The following is a 16,676-nucleotide window of genomic DNA, read 5'->3' as shown; positions in this document are numbered from 1 at the left end:
GTTTTTTCGTCATTTTGAAATGTCTCCGATTCTCATTTTTCTCTCATTATACAAGAAATACCCTATAGAATAGACCTTTTTTTAAGTGTCTATCCTATAGGGTACATTTTAAAGATGCCCCTTCTTTATTTTAATTCCTTCCAGAACGAATAACTCACTTTTTTATATTTTGCTCTTTCATAAAAACGATGTGCATCTACACGCTGCATAGATGATGTCAGAGCAATGCACTTACAGCCTTGTTCTTTTCCCCATCGCTCTATATATGAGAGTAATGTTTCACCATATCCTTTTGATCGGTACGTTTCCGCTGTTACAAGGTCATATACAAAAACATGCTTGTTATTATAAAAGTTCGTACCCACAGCTACACCAGCAAGACTAACCGCTTCACCATTTTCGTTCATTAAAGAAAATAGCTGATAATGTTCTTCTTTCATCCGGCGAAATAAAACCCGTGCTTCCTCTTTTGTAAGAGTCGTTCGTAATTGTTGTAAAACGGGTAATACCTCCTCTAATTGTTCTTCTGTTTTTATTTCGATAATATTCATCCGATCTCCCCTAACTATTTATAAAACTTTCTGAATGTTATATCATTACTTTAAATCGAAACTGGCCTTCATTTAAGTGACAGTTCATTTCTTTTTTACAAGGCCAGTTATTGAAGGAGAGCAAATACTATGGATTTAATCATTCCTCTACAAGTAGAAAGTCGAACACCTATTTATATACAAATTTACGAATTTATAAAACAAGAAATTTGTAAAGGCACTCTTCCTGCTGGGACACGTCTTCCTTCTCATCGAAACTTAGCATTACAGCTTGGAGTTAGCCGCATTACAATTGAGTCAGCGTATCAGCAATTGTCTGCAGAAGGATATGTGGACAGTAAGCCAAAGCGTGGTATATTTGTCGCTGAAATAGATGCAAATGTGATTTCATATAAACAACAAATTCCCCCTTATCCATTTGAAAAAGTCTCAAACAAACAAATCTATTTTGATTGTAGTCAAGGAAATATTGATCAAACAGCCTTTCCTCTCTCAAATTGGAAAAAGGCACTTCAAGAATGCTTACTACAATATGAAAACGACTTATTTACAAAAGAAGACCCGCAAGGAGAGCTTATACTTCGTACTCATATTTCAAAATATTTATATCACGCTCGCGGAGTTCACTCTTCGCCCAATCAAATCATTGTTGGCGCTGGTATACAGCCACTTCTTTGGTTGCTTATTCAACTGCTTGGACGACAAAAAGTATATGCAATAGAAAACCCTGGATTTCATCGTGTAAAAGCTATTATTCAAAGCTGTGGTCTTCCTATTCACCCTACTCCGTTAGATGAAAAAGGAATAGACATTTCATTTCTCAGCAATTGTGATGCAAATGTTGCTTATGTTACACCTTCTCATCAATTTCCATATGGGATGATTATGCCACTATCAAGGAGACTAGAGTTATTAAAATGGGCAAACGATCAGGATGGCTATATTATTGAAGATGATTACGATGGAGAATTTCGCTATATTGGCAAACCCATTCCCTCACTGCAAGGACTTGATACAAATGAACGCGTCATTTACATGGGTACTTTTTCAAAATCATTTTTACCATCTTTAAGAATGGGGTATATCGTTCTTCCGAATCATCTTTTAGAAACTTACAACAAGCTTGGTGGCATTTTTAAACAAACCGTTTCCAAATTACAACAACTTGCTCTTGCTCACTTCATGCAAAAAGGAGACTGGGATCGACATTTAAACCGTGTTCGTACACTATATAAGAAAAAACATCATACATTAGTGAAATCCATTAGAAATCAAATGGGTGCAGATGTTAATATACTTGGAGAGCAATCTGGGCTTCATATTGTGCTCCATGTTCATAATGGCATGAATGAGCACGAACTCATTCAATCAGCTGCTGAAAAATGTGTAAAAGTTTATCCTTTATCCATATACGATTCAATCTATGATTTACAAAGAGAACCTTACGTTCTACTAGGATTCGGAGGGATACCAGTCAATGCAATTGAAACTGTTGTAACATTATTAAAAGAAGCTTGGTTTACTAAAAAAAGCTGTTTTTTGCAACAATAATTGCAAAAGCAGCTTTTCATACTTGATTATGTTAGTTTTTTGAACGTGATGATATTTCTAAACTTTTTACTTCATTTGTTTCCGTTGAATAAGAATCTTCATTTATTTCAAAAAGAACGAGATAGCATCTCTTTTTTAAATTTCATTATTTCATCTACTGCTTTTTGATATCCTCCTGCTTTCCGTAAACTTAACCCTACTGTTCTACTTCCCTCTTTATAAATTTTATTATTAAGGAGATGACTTACCGCCTTTTGCAATGCAGCTGGTGTGATATTCTGATAATCTAAAACAATACCAGCATTTAATTCTTCAACCCGTTTTGCTACAAGAGGTTGATCATTTGTAATTGGTAACACAAGAAGTGGTGTATCATAATAAAGCCCTTCATTCACGCTGTTCATACCACCATGTGTAATAAATACATTCGTATATTTTAAGACTTCTAGTTGTGGAACGTAAGGACGCACAATAAAATGAGATGGAATATTTGTAAGTTTCGTCATATCCGTGTCCTTACCAACAGAAATTACAACTACTCCATCAAATTCTTCTAAAGCACGGAAACATGTGTTATATAGTTCGATCTGTTGATTCAGCTCCGTTCCCATTGACAAGTAAATTACTTCTTTTCCTATTAGCTTATCAAATGGAAATTCCACTCTCTCCTCACGTGCAATGATAGAAGGACCTATAAACTTCACATTACTATGAAATTGCTCTGCGTGTGGCTGGAAATATTCAGAAGTAAAAACGAATGTCATAGCACTCTCATAATAAAAAAGTTGTTTCATAGAAGTAATTTGCAGTCTATAGCGATTTCGGATTCTATCTAAAATCTTTTGACATTCCTTATATAAAGCTGAATCTACTTTACTTTTTGGGGCAGATAATTCCGCAACCATCTCTTTGCTGATTGCAAATGTTGTACAAGAAGCTATCGTTGGTAATTGTAGGATTTCAGCTAAAATTCTCCCTAACAAAAAATGTTGGTCGTAAATGATATAATCAAACTTTTCACAGCTCATCTCTTCCAAAAGAAAAGGAAGCGCCTTTTCAGTTGCATTTAAGAATCTATATATCATTTGCACTGGATTAAACATATCCTTCATTCTGTTTTGCAAACGAATTTCCTTCAAATAATCCTTATAATTTCGAAATTCAACACCAGTATTTTGTAATTTAGAACGATATTCTTCCTCACAATAGTAAATAACCTCTTCCCCTCTATCCACAAGCTCTTTGACAAGAGCTATTGTCGGGTTAATATGACCTTCTGCTGGAAAATTTATTACAAGTACTTTTGACATCAAAATCACTCCGTTTTCTATACATTTTCATTAGAGTAGATTTCTAGTTGTCACTTACTATTTTTTAATTGAAAGCATGATTTATGCATAGCACCTGAGGTGAATGTTACAATTTCATCGACAGCTCGTCTATATCCACCTGCCGCGTGTAAAGATTCCCCTATTTTACGACTTTTTTCTCTAAAACTTTTATTATCTAGTATCATTTCTACCGCTTCACGTAATATTTCAGGGGTTATATTTGTACGATCCAACTGAATTCCTGCTCCTAATTCTTCGACTCGTTTTGCTACAAAAGGTTGATCCCCCATAACGGGAATGACAACAAGTGGAACGCCATAATATAACGCTTCACTAGAACTATTCATTCCTCCATGTGTAATAAATACATCTGTATGTTGTAATATTTCTAATTGTGGTACATAGTTATACACATTAAAATTCGCTGGAATTTCTTCAAATTGACTGATATTTATTTTCCTCCCCACTACTAACACCACAGTTACATTTAAATCTCGAAATGCTTTGAAACATGTTTCATATAGTTCTGGTTGTTGGTTAAAAATCGTTCCCATCGAAATAAAAAGGACTGGCTTCTTTTTTGAAAATTTGAGTGGAAAGCTTTCCACATCTTTACGCGGTGCGATTGAAGGTCCAACAAATTTATATGATTCATCAAATGTATGAGCGTAAGGTTGATATTGTTTTGACGTATAGACAATCGTAATATCTCCTGGATGATTCATAATATCCAATAAGTCATTGCATTTGACTCCATATTTTTCTTCCCATTTTTTCATACCTAATACACAAGACTGATAAAGCGGAGAACTTTCATCTATTTGTCTACGTTCATTTTTATCATGAAGAGAGGTTTCTTTATTAAAAGCAAAAGTTGTACAAGAAGAAATTTTTGGTACCTGCAAGGTTTTCGCCAAAATGTATCCGACTGCAAAATGATTATCATAAATTAAATAATCATATTGTTCTTCTTTTATTTCCTCTAGAATATTCTCTACAATACGATCAGTAGCTTCAACCATCTTTGCCAACATCTCTAGAGGGCTATTCCCTTGTTTTATTCGCTCCATAATATTGATTTCAGGAAGAAAATTTTCATATATTCGAAATTCAACACCTGTCGTTTCAATTTTATTTCGATACTCTTCAATACAATACGAAACAACTTTTTCGCCTCTTTTTATTAATTCACTTAGCACTGCCAATGTCGGATTGATATGCCCTTCTCCCGGAAAATGAATTACAAGAACTTTCGCCATCATATTCTCCTTTCTTAATTATTAACAGAGTTAACTTAATAATTAATATTATTAATGATTTGTCATTTATTATATATGATAATCTATTAACTTTTTATATATTCAAACCACTTTTATTATTGAGAAATATTTGTATAATCATACTCTTTTCCACTTTACACATCTATTTTTCAACATTATATTCTTTATATATATCTAATTTCCCATTCAACACAATTTATGAATTCCTTATTATGCCCCTACTAATCATACAAAAAAATTGAAAAATATGATTTAGATAATTCCTATAGAAATAGAGAAAATTGAGGCTCGTGCTTTCCAAAAAGGTTACGAAACAATCATGCCCATTCCTGATGTAACACAATGCAGAGCACCATATCGATACTTATATCGATTACTATCCGTTCAAGGGAATATTGATTTAGATGAATGGTTACAACATCCTTCTTAATTTTTAATTATTGTAGATTACAACAGCTTTCTAATATACATATTGAGTTTTAAAAATGAAAAAGGACTAAATTACATTGCTGCAACTCAGTCCTTTTTCTTAGTTATTTTTTCTTAATATATTCACAACCGCAGTTGTTTCACCATTTTCTTTATAAGCGCGTGGAATTCTTCGATCTAACATACAAGTCACTTCATAGTTAATTGTATCTAATAAATCTGCAACTTCCTCAACCGAAATTTCTTCATCACCTTGTTTCCCGTAGAAAACTACTTCATCACCTACACGTACAGGCATCGCCTTTGTAACATCAAGCATTAATTGGTCCATACATACACGTCCAAGAACAGGTACACGAATACCATTGATTAATGCATGACCTTTATTTGATAACTGGCGATTGTAACCATCCGCATAACCAATCGGAACGGTTGCAATCCATTCTTCACCTGTTGTCATATACGTATTCCCATAACTCACACCACGATTTTTTTTCGCACGTTTAATATGAGCTACTTTCGATTTTAACGATAATGCTGGCTGCAAAGATACAACTGTATGATCTACTTCTCTTGAAGGGTACATACCGTAAATCCCAATCCCAACGCGAACCATATTTTGAAACGTATTGCTAAGTTCCATTGATCCTGCACTATTAGAACTGTGAATATAAGGGATTGGCATTCCTAGTTCTTTCGCCGTATTCACCGCTTTCTCAAACAACTTTGTCTGCATATTCGTATATGTTTTATCCAATTCATCAGCTGTAGAGTAATGCGTAAACATTCCTTCTACTTCTATATGATTCATCTTTTGTAATTCTTTTAAAAAAGGAGCAACTTCCTCTTCTTGTAAACCGATACGACTCATACCGGTATCAATCTTCACATGAACACGTGCTTTCGTTTGAAGCTGTTTCGCAATTTCATTTATACTTGATAATTCTTCTATTCTATATACCGTCATCATAATATCATATTCGATTGCATCTTGAGCAGCTTCTACAGGTGTATATCCTAAAACTAAAATTGGAACTGTCACACCTGCTTCACGTAGCTCAATTCCTTCATCTACAAATGCAACAGCAAGTTGCTGAACACCTGCTTCAGTCGCTGCTTTTGCGACTTCCACTGCTCCATGTCCATATGCATTTGCTTTTACAGCTGCCATCATCGTGATATTTTCATTATGAATTCTCTTTTTAAATTCTTTCACATTATGTTTAATAGCATCTAAATTCACTTCAACAATTGTATTTCTTCCATATCTCGAACTCATTGGTCTAAACTCCTAACTCAATAATTGCTTTCGATTCTATTTCTCGTTTCATACGACCTTTTACAATATAATACTTTTCATTTTTCTAGTCAAACTACTAGAATCTTCTGAATTTTAAGTATGATATAATACTCTCAGAAAACTATTATATACGGAGATGAGGAGAATTACAATGTTTGTTCAAGCTGCCTTACATCAACTAAAAATTGCGATTCATACATCTATCAAAATGCTGAATCAACTCACTGAATCAGATTTAAACATAAAACCAATTCAACATAAGCGATCGTTATTTGAAATGTATGCTCACCTTGCTCTTATTTGTCATGCAGATTTACTCATTTTAAATGAGACTCCACAAGAGGAATTACATACTTTTTATCGTAAACATACACCAAAAACCATTCATGAAATACAGCAAACCATGCTTCAGGGATATGATCTTCTTTCTGAAACGTTTCTATCTTATTCACACGAAGAGTTAGCACATATCACAACTGCATATTGGGGTGTTTCTTATTCCCGATTCGAATGGTTACTTGAAATCATTGCACACGTTTATCATCATCGGGCTCAAATTCACATGTTAGTAACCGAGCATATTCAAGACCCTTCAGTTGCTTTGTTCGAGTAAATTTCCTACTCGGATAAAGCAACTATAGAATCTTTTTCCTATTCTTATCAAGCTCTTATTTCTAGATGACTTGCATCATTCATAAAGTGAACCATTCTTTACTTTCCTGTCAATTCAAGCAAACTGATTCCCGTATCCCCCATTTTAAAGTAATAATCTTTATTTATTGGCATTTGAAAAAAAGCACTCAATATACAAGTAATTACTCCACCATGGGCTACAATCGCAATTCTTTCATGGGTATTTTCCGTTACAATCTTTGAAAATATCGTCTCAATTCTCATGCGAAACTCTATAAAAGATTCCCCATTTTCAAAGAGATCATAAAGATATTTTGACTCTGGGTATTTTTTTGCTTCTTCAAAAGACAGCCCAGCCTGTACACCGTTATTAAACTCCATTAATTCTTCTTCAAATTTCACCGGACATCCAACTGCTTCTGCCAAAGTTTCCGCAGTTTCCTTAGCTCTTTTCAATATACTAGCTCATATGTAATCTGGAGGAAATTCACTTTTTACTTTTTGGACTAACTTTGCAACTTGCTCTCTTCCTTTCTCCGTTAGTTCAAAGTCTGCTCGTCCCTCATGTACATGTCAAATATCTGCTTCTGATTCCCCGTGCCGATTAATAGTATTTGCATCATGATCTCATCCCTTTTTTTCAATATTGCCAAAATAAAATCCTATCATGTTTTCTCTTTCACTTCAAACTACAGAAAGAGAAATGGAAACCCATTTCTCTTTCTTCTTATTATTGCTCTTTTGGCGCGTCAGAAGAAGGCGATGTCTTCGCTTGTTTTTCTTTAAAGATTTCTCCAATTGCACCAAGAGTTCCAAGTGTTTCAATTGCATTTGAAGGGATAAATACTTTATTAGCTGGTCCTTTTGCTACTTCAGCTAATGATTCGAACGATTTATACGCAAGAATACGTTCATCTAAATTAGCTTCTCGTATGAATTGAATGCGATTTTGTTCCGCTTTTGCGATGATTTCAATCGCTTTCGCTTCCCCTTGTGCCTCTAGCTCTTTCGCTTCTCTTACACCTTCCGCTTCTCGAATCCGCGCTTCCTTATCTCCTTCAGCCATTAATATTTTACTTTGTTTTTCCCCTTCTGCTCGAAGTACTTTATCTTGTCTCGCAGCTTCTGCTTCTAAAATAATAGCACGCTTATTACGCTCTGCTTTCATTTGTTTTTCCATTGCTGCTTGCACATCTTTTGGAGGATTAATATCAACTACCTCTACACGTTCGATACGGACGCCCCATTTTTCTGTTGCTTCATCAAGAGCTAGACGAATTTCTGTTGAAATTTTCTCACGTCCTGATAAAGTTTCATCCAATTCCATTTTCCCAATGATTTGACGCATTGTTGCAGATGTAATATTACGAACACCGTATTCATAATTTGAAATACCATATGTTGCAAGTTCTGGTTCAACAATTTGATAAAAGATAATTGTATCGATTTCTACTTGTACGTTATCACGTGTAATTACTTTTTGCGGTGGCACATTCGTTTGTTGAATACGTAAATCATGATAAACACGAACACGATCAACAATTGGAACGATAAGGTTTAATCCCGGATTCAGAACACATCGAAATTTACCAAATCTTTCAACGACTCCCACCTTTTGCTGTGGAATAATTTTAATCGTTAACGCGATAAATATAATAACAATCAATGCAAAAATAATCGTTAATGTTAATGCTACCACTCTTATTCACTCTCCTTTTTCACATATAAAACTGTACTATTCCTCTTTATAACAATGACTTTCTCCCCAATTGAAATAGGCACATCAGAAATAGCAGTCCAAGTGTCCCCATCTACTTTCACAATTCCATTCTCTTCATTTGTAATCGCCTTTGTAATAATCCCCTTTCTCCCCTCAAGTTTATCAACAGTATCAGTAAATCCTTTTGCTTCTCGAAAATTTTTAGAAATTCTCTTTGTAAAGAAAGTCAATGTCAAACTTACAACTGCCCCTGCAACAACTTGTAGAAATAATGCTTCTGGAGCAAACAGTGCAATAAGACCTCCGACAACCGCTCCTATCCCAAGCCAAAGCATATAAAAAGTAATGGATAACATCTCAGCGATAAATAAAATTCCAGCTATAATAAACCAAACAACCCATGCGGCCATATACAACCCTCGCTTTCTATTTTCTATATGTATATGAAAAAAAGAATGGTTTATCCCGCTATTCACGGGCAGTAATTTCCTTACAAATAAATCAGTTCTTTCGTTCATTATGCTCTATACGGGATATGGTTGACTATTGACTGAAAGCTACTATAGATATTCACTGTTACAATAATTATCAATAAAGTCATATATTAATATATTTCTTATTATACATTAAAAACCCTTGTGTAAAAGTTACGAAAAATAAAATTCTTTCAAAATTTTCGTTTACAAATGAACATGAATATAAAGATAATTATTTATTACCAAAACATATAAAAAACCGCTTCTCTAATTTGTTAGTTCTACCTTTAACAAATTGAGCGCGGTTTACTTCATCAGATTGTCTTTATTTTACATACATCCCTTCAAGCAAACGATAAATAAATTCACCTTGCTTTCCTGTTAATGCAGGACCTCTCTCTATATCAACCCATTCATAGCAAAATGTTGCGCTTTGGTTTTCTTTAGTTACTATATGTTCCCATGTATCCCTCACCTTTGTTAACAATGACATATGAAAAAAGTGATGTTTTTCGTACTCCTGTCTTTCCTTCACATAGATTATATAGTCATCGATAAAACGCTCAATATACAAATGACGTAGTCCCGTTTCTTCCATTACTTTACGTAATATAGCAGCTTCCAAACTTTCTTCCGGCCTTACTATACCACCAGGAATTTGTATCCTCTCTTTTGGCACATCACGATGTGTAAAAACAAGCAACTGCATAACTCCTTCTTTTTCCCTTGTAATATATGCATATACTTTCTTCTTATATAACATGGCCATTTCATCTTCTCCCCTCACTATATTACTTCATCGCTTCTTCTAAGGTGAGGTTATTTTCATATAAATATGTAGCTTGCGGGTTTCCTACATACCGTACATGCCAAGGTTCATAACGATATCCTGTAATTCCTTCTTTTTCTTTTGTATATCTAATAACAAACCCAAATTTATGGGCATTTTTAGCCAGCCATTTCCCCTCTTTTGTTTCTCCGAAGACAGATTCTAACTGAAATTTTGCAGATTGCGATGTAATATCCATTGCGAGACCTGTTTGGTGTTCACTCGTTCCTGGAACTGCACTAGACATCGCCGTTTTCGCTTCTCCATCTTGTATTTTATACATGGTATTTAGCGCCTTTTGCCGATCAAACGATCTAAATCCAGAAGCTGCAAATAGAAATATCCGCTCCTTGTCTCCTTGTTGAAACATTTTCTCCAGCGCTGCAGCCGCTTCTTTCCGCATCTTTTTTTTCTCTTGATTTCCTTCACTTAAAAAACGTACATTTGGAATAACTAGATCTTGCGGCTTATAGTGATCTGGTAACCGTCTACTCTTATTTACAAGTACAAGGATAGAATTCGCATTATTGACAACTGCGATATTTCCTTCCATCTTTGAAATTGTTTCTTCAGATTTTGGAAACATTACAGTTGCATTAACTTCTTGCGCTTGCTTTTCCTTATATATTTTGTAATTGATACCCGATACTCCAACGATAATTACAACTACTATAATACCTAGTAGGGTCCACCTTTTTTTCATAAAACGACCTCTTATTTTAATAATTTAGCCATGCAATACTCATTGACGCACTTTCCATTAATAATAAGAGAAGCTTTTTTTAACCCTTCCTGTTCAAATCCTACTTTCTTATAAAGTGCCTTTGCTCTTGTATTGTGGGCTATTACTGTTAGCTCTAAACGCCATACATCATGTAATCTTGCCCATTTTTCTATCTCTTTAAACAAAGCTGTTCCTATTCCACGTCCACTATACTGTTGTAAAATCCCAATGACAATTGTTACGACGTGCTTTTTTCGTTGGACATCCATACCATTCGCTATAATAAATCCTATTATTTGTTCTTCATGCGTCGCTACAAGTATTGTAGAATTGTTATTGTTTATAAATCGTTCAATCATTTTTTGCTGCTGCTCTACTGTCATCTTCCGTTCTCCTGGTTCAAATAACATAAAAGCAGTTTCTTCATCTAACTTCTTCCCCAACTGTAAAAACGATTCTGCATCTTCTACTCGGATTTCTCGAATCATCTCTATCATCCCGTTCCTTTTATCCTGCGAAAAGATTGTTTATAAAGAAAATTTCGATCTTTTATAAAGGAATTCCTGTCTGTTTCTTTTTGAAGAAAGAGACAAATTTCGATGAACTTCTTAATTTATTTCTAAAAGAAAAAAAGACGCAAGACTATATGCTTCCGTCTACCCATTTACCTTCTCTGCTTGCCAAAAATATTCGCTAAATGCCTTCGCAAGCGCATCAATAGAACGATTTAATTCGTCAGCTGTATTATCTACACCACCTACTTCAATTAAAAGCGCCTGTCCTGATAAATCTTGATTGTAGACACCATTCCCTGTTTGAAATCCTTTTTGAATAACGCCTCGACTTACTCCTGGATACTTTTGATTAATAGCCTCATGCAGTGCAGTCGCCAATTGTAAATTTTTTGCATAATTTTTATTTCCTTTCCCGATAACAAATGCAAGCTTTGCATACGATTTATCTCCAATCACCTTTGTCGTTACGTTTTTCCGAGCACTGTCTCGGTGCAAATCAAAAAAGTATTGCAATTCTTTATTACGTGCCATCGCTTCCTGTACAATTTCACGTGATTCTTTATATGAACTATTGCTATTTAGACCTTTACTAATTAGTCTTTTCCCGACATCTGTTTTATCCTCAATTGCTCCTATTCCCTCGTTTTCTAATTGTTCTCGAAGCCGTTCACCTAGTATTGAAATATTTGTAACCGAGCTTGTCGCTTTATTTGGATTTGGATCATTTGTTAAATTTAGTAACGGTAAAAATGATTCCCAACTATGCGTATGATAAATAAAAGCAACCTTTCGTTCTCCCGTTGTTTGATCCGGTTGTTTCTTTTCTACATTTGAATCTTTCTTCTGAACTTGTCCTGCTTCCCCAGTCCGTTCTTTCACAACTTCTTCAAGCGGAACACTCGACTCGATTGGAAGATTAGAATAGTTTGTTCCTTCTCCTGCAATAACAATTTCTGTATCATACTTTCCAAAACCAGGAAGTTCTCTCCCAACAAAGCTTCGGACATCGTCGAATCGAATATTGGTGGCTACAGAAAACAAAAAGGATGAAATAGAAAAATCCGGATTTAAATTACGATACTCCTGTGTAAAGTAATGATTTTCCTTTCCAATCACATACATATATCCGTTCATTGACAGCTCATTTAACCAATTATATAAATAGGTTGACTTTGTTTCTTTCAATAAAGTAACTACCACTCCGATTAGAAAAAAAGTCGCTAACAGTGTACTAACAGTAAATAAAATTAACTTTCGAACACTTGTGAAATTCACATAAAAAAAGCCTCGATTCATAATATCACCCTCTCTATTTCAACTTATGTACAAGCTTTATAGAATAGACCGCCTAAATTTGGGCAATATTGTATGAGAGGTGAAATGAATTGAAGCTAATTATCGGTATCGTTCCTATTGTTTTGTCAAGTGTGTTTTTATTATTTGCAGCACACCCTAAAGTCCGTGTTTTCTTAGATATTTGCGCATACCTTTCATTATATATACTCGGTATACTAACCGCTTTTAACATTTATGATGTTGTACTGCATGACTTAGTATTTATGACAACCATTCACGGTATCTTGTTGAATCCACTCTTTCTCATCACCGGAGCTTATATTGGAGTGTATTCCTTATATCTCCTTATTTACAAACTAATAACCCATTTAAGAAGGACATAATACTTATTTTTAATGGAGTGTAAAAAAATGCAACCAACTTTCATATGTCATAAATGCCAGAAAAAAATCGTCAGAAAGCAAGATCTTCTTACCACAATGCTCTACGTACGCATCTACTTATTTCACAATACTTGTTTTAGCCAACAATTTTTCTTTTCTCGTTTTATCCCCATAAATACAGTATTAGGATTATATTTCACTTGGTATACCTTTGCTGTAGGGATTATTTTAACCATAACTGAGCCATCAATTATTTGGATCTTCTTTTTAATACCTACTCTATACCGTTTCATGTCTTACTATTATATTGAACGTCACTTTTAGAGATAGCGATTAGGCTGTTTCTTTGGAATACTTAAACACTCCCACTCTTTTTCTTTTAACAATTTTCCAACATAAATCATTTGTCCGATATGTGATGAATAATGAACGATTTGTCTCTCAATCGCTTGCATAACACTATGCGCTTCTCCCCGAATATGCACAACCTTTAAAAGGTCTTGCGGCGTTAATAATTGCAGCGCTTGAAAAACATACTCCCATCCTACTTTCCACGCTATTAGTGCTTCTGCTTTTGAAGCATACCCCCCTTCAAATTCACCATCACGATTTCGCTCTAACTTTTCACCATCTGTCGTTAAAAAATCTGTCCATCTTGAGCGCATATTTCCATGTAAATGTTTGATTATAATCGCAATACTATTTGCCTCTTCATGAGGTTTCCAACTTATTTGTTCATATGATAATTGTGAGAGCGTCTGGTCTCCTTGCTTTTGCATTGCCTTAAAGTTTTGAATTGCACATTCTAAATAGCCTTTTCCAATATCCATTCTTAATCTTCTCCCCTATTAACGAATTGGTATTCCATTAGGGATGTCTATATCTGGATGCAGCAAGATTCCGTCTCTTTGCTCTAGTACTCCACCTAACACAAACACTTCTGCTTTTTTATCGTTCCTACACATACATTTCATTGTAACAGATCCAAAACCAACTGTTTTTTCACTCCTTCCAGCCTAATATTTAGACAAAATATATGAATTTCCTCTAAAAAAAGAAAGATGCCTAGGCACCTTTCTTTTGTAACGTATTTGATTCGTTTGGTCTATATAAAAAGTAACCAATCATCCCACCAATACATGATGGCAGTAACCAACCAATTCCTTCCTTATATAAAGGAAGCATTTCTAGCACATTTGTTACGGTATCAAACTTAATATTTGCACTTTCTAAACCGTTAAATAGACTAATAACGAGTGCCCCTAAAATTGCACCGATATATATTGTATTTCGCTGTCCAATCCATTTATGAAAATACGACAGTACAATTAGTACAATTGCAACAGGATAAATAATCATCAATACTGGTAATGTTACAGCAATAAGTTGTGTTAACCCTAAATTTGATACAACTAAACTAAACACACATACCATTGTTACAATCATTCTATGTGATAATTTTGGGAATAATTTTGTAAAAAATCCCGCACACGCTGATGTAAGTCCAACTGAAGTTGTTAAACAAGCCAGTGTAATAACAAGACCTAATAGTATTTTGCCACTCGTTCCATATAACTCATTTACAACTTTCGTTAAAATAAGACCTCCATTATCAGAAACACCAAGTGATGTACTTGTCGAACCAAGATAAGCAAGAGATAAATAAATTAACGTTAAACCAAATACAGCTATAATTCCAGAAGTAATCGTTGTTTTTGCAATTTGATTACTTTCTGTTATCCCTTTTGAACGTATAACTTGCACCACAACAATTCCAAATACAAGTGCACTAATAGCATCCATCGTTAAATAGCCTTGAATAAATCCACCAAAAAATGCATTATCTTTATATACATCTAATGGTGCAGCTGGTTCCCCAATCGGATCAATAATCGCCTTACTAACAATAACAGCAACGATAAGTACCAATAGTGGCGTAAGAAACCTTCCAAACCAATCAATCAATTTCGATGGATTCAAAGATAAATACCAAGTTGCCCCAAAGAAAACAGCTGTATAAAGAAATAAAATATACCACTCCGATACAAGTCCCTCTGCTAGAAAGGGCTTCATTCCCATTTCAAAGGAAACGGCCCCTGTACGAGGAATTGCAAAAAATGGTCCAATTGCCAAATAGCTAACTAGCGGGAAAATAAAAGCAAATATAGGGTGCACTCTAGAGGATAACGCTTTCAAGTCCCCCCCTACAAAAGCTACAGCAGTTACTGCTAATAGAGGAAGGCCGACTCCTGTCACTAGGAATCCAATTGTAGCAATCCAAACATTTTCTCCAGCTTGTTGACCTAACACGGGTGGAAAAATTAAATTTCCTGCTCCTAAAAATAATGCGAATAGCATTAAACCAATCGCTACTGTATCTCCTGACCTTAATGTTCCCTTCATCTCTTTCATTTGCATAGCATCTGTTATTGTTTTTCTCCCTTTCACAAATATGCTACGCATCCTCCTCCCTGCTCGTGATGATAATAAACTTTACCTCTTTATAGAACAATGTCTTTCTGTAATTTCTCCACTTTACCTTTTTATTACTCCGATTAATATTTTTTGATTTTTTAGAATTTTCAGACCGTTACAACGCTGCATAAAAAGTAATAAGTCAGACCTCTTTATCTTTATCACACATATAGTAACATATTTAGTTGAAAAATAGAAATATATTTTATAAAGAATTTTTTAAAAAACAAAATAATATCTACAACTTTTTTCATTCATTCTTTCACAAAAGAATTTAGCTCCTTTTCCATTTTGTTTCATAAGACAATTATGTAAAAATAAAGTAAAACTTGAATCAGTGGGAGTCTGCATCCTCGCTGATTATGCCTCTCGGGCTGTTATCGCCCTAAAATAGCGGGATAAATATATATTCTTCCAAAAAATATTTTTCAATCAAAAAGAAAAGTCGAGGAGACTTCACCTTCACTTCGTTTAGAGGAGGAGGTCTTCTCGATTAAGACGATAAAACAACGGTCTGTCGTACTATTCAATCATCTCGATTTCATGTGGATTATTCATTTCCTCTACATATACAACACGAAATCCGTAATTTTCCAAATCCTTCAATAAAGAATCTAATTCTTCTCCTTGAAATTCTTCACCTAGTGTAAACATAATTCTACGAACTAATAACGCATTATTATCAAATGTCATTAAACTTTGAATACCACTATATTTTTTCAAAACGGTAGATAGTTTCTGAATTGCACCATTGTAATCTTGTGTTCCGACCATGACAGAATATTTGCTAGAATGAATCCCCCAAGCATCTTCTAACAATTCAAACACTTTTTTATGCGTTAAAATTCCCAGGAATATTCCTTTTTCATCAATAACTGATAAGAATGGCAGTTTTTTAATTGAAAAAAACACTTTAAAGAAAGAAGAATCTTCTTTCACATATCCATCTTTATCGTTCAATAATTCTGATAAATCATCTTCTAATGATCCTTTGTATTCTAAAATATCGACTTTATATATATTTCCTAAAAATTTTTCCTTCTTTTCATCTAAAACTGGGACACAACGATAACCCGTTTTATTTAAATGCTCTAGCGCTTCACCTATTGTAAATGAAATCGTACAGTATAAAACCTCTTTTTTAGGTACATAATTCCCTCTTATTCTCATAAAAATCCTCCTT

17 protein-coding genes and 2 pseudogenes are annotated in these 16,676 nt (G+C 34.4%); 5 read left to right on the top strand and 14 right to left on the bottom strand.

The window, feature by feature from the left end; translation table 11 throughout:
• Positions 1-125: 125 nt before the first annotated feature.
• Positions 126-551, bottom strand: coding sequence for a GNAT family N-acetyltransferase (locus tag MR059_RS02710; RefSeq protein ID WP_048722839.1), 426 nt, complete (start codon positions 549-551; stop codon positions 126-128).
• 129 nt (positions 552-680) lie between these two features.
• Here MR059_RS02710 and pdxR point away from each other — a divergent pair, with 129 nt between their 5' ends.
• The gene (gene pdxR / locus MR059_RS02705; protein WP_012094052.1) at positions 681-2,102 is read left to right on the top strand and encodes a MocR-like pyridoxine biosynthesis transcription factor PdxR; all 1,422 of its coding nucleotides are present in this window, start codon (positions 681-683) and stop codon (positions 2,100-2,102) included.
• A 107-nt stretch (positions 2,103-2,209) separates the two neighbouring features.
• On the opposite strand, the gene MR059_RS02700 is transcribed toward pdxR, so the two are convergent.
• The gene (locus MR059_RS02700; protein WP_012094051.1) at positions 2,210-3,412 is read right to left on the bottom strand and encodes a macrolide family glycosyltransferase; all 1,203 of its coding nucleotides are present in this window, start codon (positions 3,410-3,412) and stop codon (positions 2,210-2,212) included.
• 50 nt (positions 3,413-3,462) lie between these two features.
• Complete coding sequence (locus MR059_RS02695; RefSeq protein WP_012094050.1) at positions 3,463-4,692, bottom strand: macrolide family glycosyltransferase; 1,230 nt, start codon at positions 4,690-4,692, stop codon at positions 3,463-3,465.
• Between the two features lie 304 nt (positions 4,693-4,996).
• Between MR059_RS02695 and MR059_RS02690 the strand changes: the two are divergent.
• Positions 4,997-5,143: pseudogene (locus tag MR059_RS02690) on the top strand (nitrate reductase); the annotation flags it as partial.
• 99 nt (positions 5,144-5,242) lie between these two features.
• On the opposite strand, the gene alr reads toward MR059_RS02690, so the two are convergent.
• Positions 5,243-6,421 (bottom strand): alanine racemase, encoded by a 1,179-nt coding sequence (gene alr, locus MR059_RS02685; RefSeq protein ID WP_242161495.1) that lies wholly within the window; start codon positions 6,419-6,421, stop codon positions 5,243-5,245.
• 172 nt (positions 6,422-6,593) lie between these two features.
• Here alr and MR059_RS02680 point away from each other — a divergent pair, with 172 nt between their 5' ends.
• Positions 6,594-7,055, top strand: a complete 462-nt coding sequence (locus MR059_RS02680) for a DinB family protein (RefSeq protein ID WP_012094047.1) — start codon at positions 6,594-6,596, stop codon at positions 7,053-7,055.
• Between the two features lie 98 nt (positions 7,056-7,153).
• Here the strand turns inward: MR059_RS02680 and MR059_RS02675 are convergent.
• The 7 genes and pseudogenes from MR059_RS02675 to spoIIP form a co-directional block, all read right to left on the bottom strand.
• A pseudogene (locus tag MR059_RS02675) lies at positions 7,154-7,695 on the bottom strand (histidine phosphatase family protein).
• Positions 7,696-7,805: 110 nt separating this feature from the next.
• Positions 7,806-8,774, bottom strand: a complete 969-nt coding sequence (locus MR059_RS02670; RefSeq protein WP_012094046.1) for an SPFH domain-containing protein — start codon at positions 8,772-8,774, stop codon at positions 7,806-7,808.
• A gap of 2 nt (positions 8,775-8,776) precedes the next feature.
• Complete coding sequence (locus MR059_RS02665; RefSeq protein ID WP_012094045.1) at positions 8,777-9,205, bottom strand: NfeD family protein; 429 nt, start codon at positions 9,203-9,205, stop codon at positions 8,777-8,779.
• 391 nt (positions 9,206-9,596) lie between these two features.
• The gene (locus MR059_RS02660) at positions 9,597-10,040 is read right to left on the bottom strand and encodes an NUDIX domain-containing protein (RefSeq protein WP_012094044.1); all 444 of its coding nucleotides are present in this window, start codon (positions 10,038-10,040) and stop codon (positions 9,597-9,599) included.
• Positions 10,041-10,062: 22 nt separating this feature from the next.
• The gene (locus tag MR059_RS02655; protein ID WP_048722826.1) at positions 10,063-10,803 is read right to left on the bottom strand and encodes a M15 family metallopeptidase; all 741 of its coding nucleotides are present in this window, start codon (positions 10,801-10,803) and stop codon (positions 10,063-10,065) included.
• A gap of 11 nt (positions 10,804-10,814) precedes the next feature.
• Positions 10,815-11,321: a GNAT family N-acetyltransferase gene (locus MR059_RS02650; protein WP_012094042.1), complete on the bottom strand. Its 507-nt coding sequence runs from the start codon at positions 11,319-11,321 to the stop codon at positions 10,815-10,817.
• A gap of 159 nt (positions 11,322-11,480) precedes the next feature.
• On the bottom strand, positions 11,481-12,635 hold the full coding sequence (spoIIP, locus tag MR059_RS02645) for a stage II sporulation protein P (RefSeq protein WP_012094041.1): 1,155 nt from the start codon (positions 12,633-12,635) through the stop codon (positions 11,481-11,483).
• An 89-nt stretch (positions 12,636-12,724) separates the two neighbouring features.
• On the opposite strand from spoIIP, the gene MR059_RS02640 reads away from it, so the two are divergent.
• A complete protein-coding gene (locus MR059_RS02640) occupies positions 12,725-13,018 on the top strand; it encodes a hypothetical protein (protein WP_012094040.1) in 294 nt (97 codons plus the stop codon).
• Between the two features lie 27 nt (positions 13,019-13,045).
• Positions 13,046-13,342: a permease gene (locus MR059_RS02635; RefSeq protein WP_087094824.1), complete on the top strand. Its 297-nt coding sequence runs from the start codon at positions 13,046-13,048 to the stop codon at positions 13,340-13,342.
• Here MR059_RS02635 and MR059_RS02630 read toward each other — a convergent pair.
• The 3 genes from MR059_RS02630 to cbpA all read right to left on the bottom strand — a co-directional run bounded on the left by MR059_RS02630 (position 13,339) and on the right by cbpA (position 16,663).
• Entirely contained in the window at positions 13,339-13,848 is a 510-nt protein-coding gene (locus MR059_RS02630; protein WP_048722824.1) for a DUF1572 family protein, read from the bottom strand. The two genes, MR059_RS02635 and MR059_RS02630, sit on opposite strands and share 4 nt — an antisense overlap.
• Before the next feature lie 235 nt (positions 13,849-14,083).
• The gene (gene brnQ4 / locus MR059_RS02625; RefSeq protein WP_396021789.1) at positions 14,084-15,421 is read right to left on the bottom strand and encodes a branched-chain amino acid transport system II carrier protein BrnQ4; all 1,338 of its coding nucleotides are present in this window, start codon (positions 15,419-15,421) and stop codon (positions 14,084-14,086) included.
• Between the two features lie 594 nt (positions 15,422-16,015).
• Positions 16,016-16,663: a cyclic di-AMP binding protein CbpA gene (cbpA, locus tag MR059_RS02620; RefSeq protein WP_012094037.1), complete on the bottom strand. Its 648-nt coding sequence runs from the start codon at positions 16,661-16,663 to the stop codon at positions 16,016-16,018.
• Positions 16,664-16,676: the final 13 nt, after the last annotated feature.

Origin of the sequence: Bacillus cereus group sp. BfR-BA-01522 (assembly GCF_022662635.1) — a bacterium.
Lineage (GTDB): Bacteria > Bacillota > Bacilli > Bacillales > Bacillaceae_G > Bacillus_A > Bacillus_A cytotoxicus.
Note: the sequence above shows the minus strand (reverse complement) of the source record. Positions and strands in the feature narration are given on the sequence as shown.

Coding starts and splice junctions, on each gene's coding strand:
- MR059_RS02635 (WP_087094824.1), top strand. CDS start 13,046: ATGCAACCAACTTTCATATGTCATAAATGCCAGAAAAAAATCGTCAGA.
- MR059_RS02695 (WP_012094050.1), bottom strand. CDS start 4,692: ATGGCGAAAGTTCTTGTAATTCATTTTCCGGGAGAAGGGCATATCAAT.
- spoIIP (WP_012094041.1), bottom strand. CDS start 12,635: ATGAATCGAGGCTTTTTTTATGTGAATTTCACAAGTGTTCGAAAGTTA.
- alr (WP_242161495.1), bottom strand. CDS start 6,421: ATGAGTTCGAGATATGGAAGAAATACAATTGTTGAAGTGAATTTAGAT.
- brnQ4 (WP_396021789.1), bottom strand. CDS start 15,421: ATGAAGGGAACATTAAGGTCAGGAGATACAGTAGCGATTGGTTTAATG.
- MR059_RS02650 (WP_012094042.1), bottom strand. CDS start 11,321: ATGATAGAGATGATTCGAGAAATCCGAGTAGAAGATGCAGAATCGTTT.
- pdxR (WP_012094052.1), top strand. CDS start 681: ATGGATTTAATCATTCCTCTACAAGTAGAAAGTCGAACACCTATTTAT.
- MR059_RS02630 (WP_048722824.1), bottom strand. CDS start 13,848: ATGGATATTGGAAAAGGCTATTTAGAATGTGCAATTCAAAACTTTAAG.
- MR059_RS02700 (WP_012094051.1), bottom strand. CDS start 3,412: ATGTCAAAAGTACTTGTAATAAATTTTCCAGCAGAAGGTCATATTAAC.
- cbpA (WP_012094037.1), bottom strand. CDS start 16,663: ATGAGAATAAGAGGGAATTATGTACCTAAAAAAGAGGTTTTATACTGT.
- MR059_RS02710 (WP_048722839.1), bottom strand. CDS start 551: ATGAATATTATCGAAATAAAAACAGAAGAACAATTAGAGGAGGTATTA.
- MR059_RS02655 (WP_048722826.1), bottom strand. CDS start 10,803: ATGAAAAAAAGGTGGACCCTACTAGGTATTATAGTAGTTGTAATTATC.
- MR059_RS02665 (WP_012094045.1), bottom strand. CDS start 9,205: ATGGCCGCATGGGTTGTTTGGTTTATTATAGCTGGAATTTTATTTATC.
- MR059_RS02680 (WP_012094047.1), top strand. CDS start 6,594: ATGTTTGTTCAAGCTGCCTTACATCAACTAAAAATTGCGATTCATACA.
- MR059_RS02660 (WP_012094044.1), bottom strand. CDS start 10,040: ATGGCCATGTTATATAAGAAGAAAGTATATGCATATATTACAAGGGAA.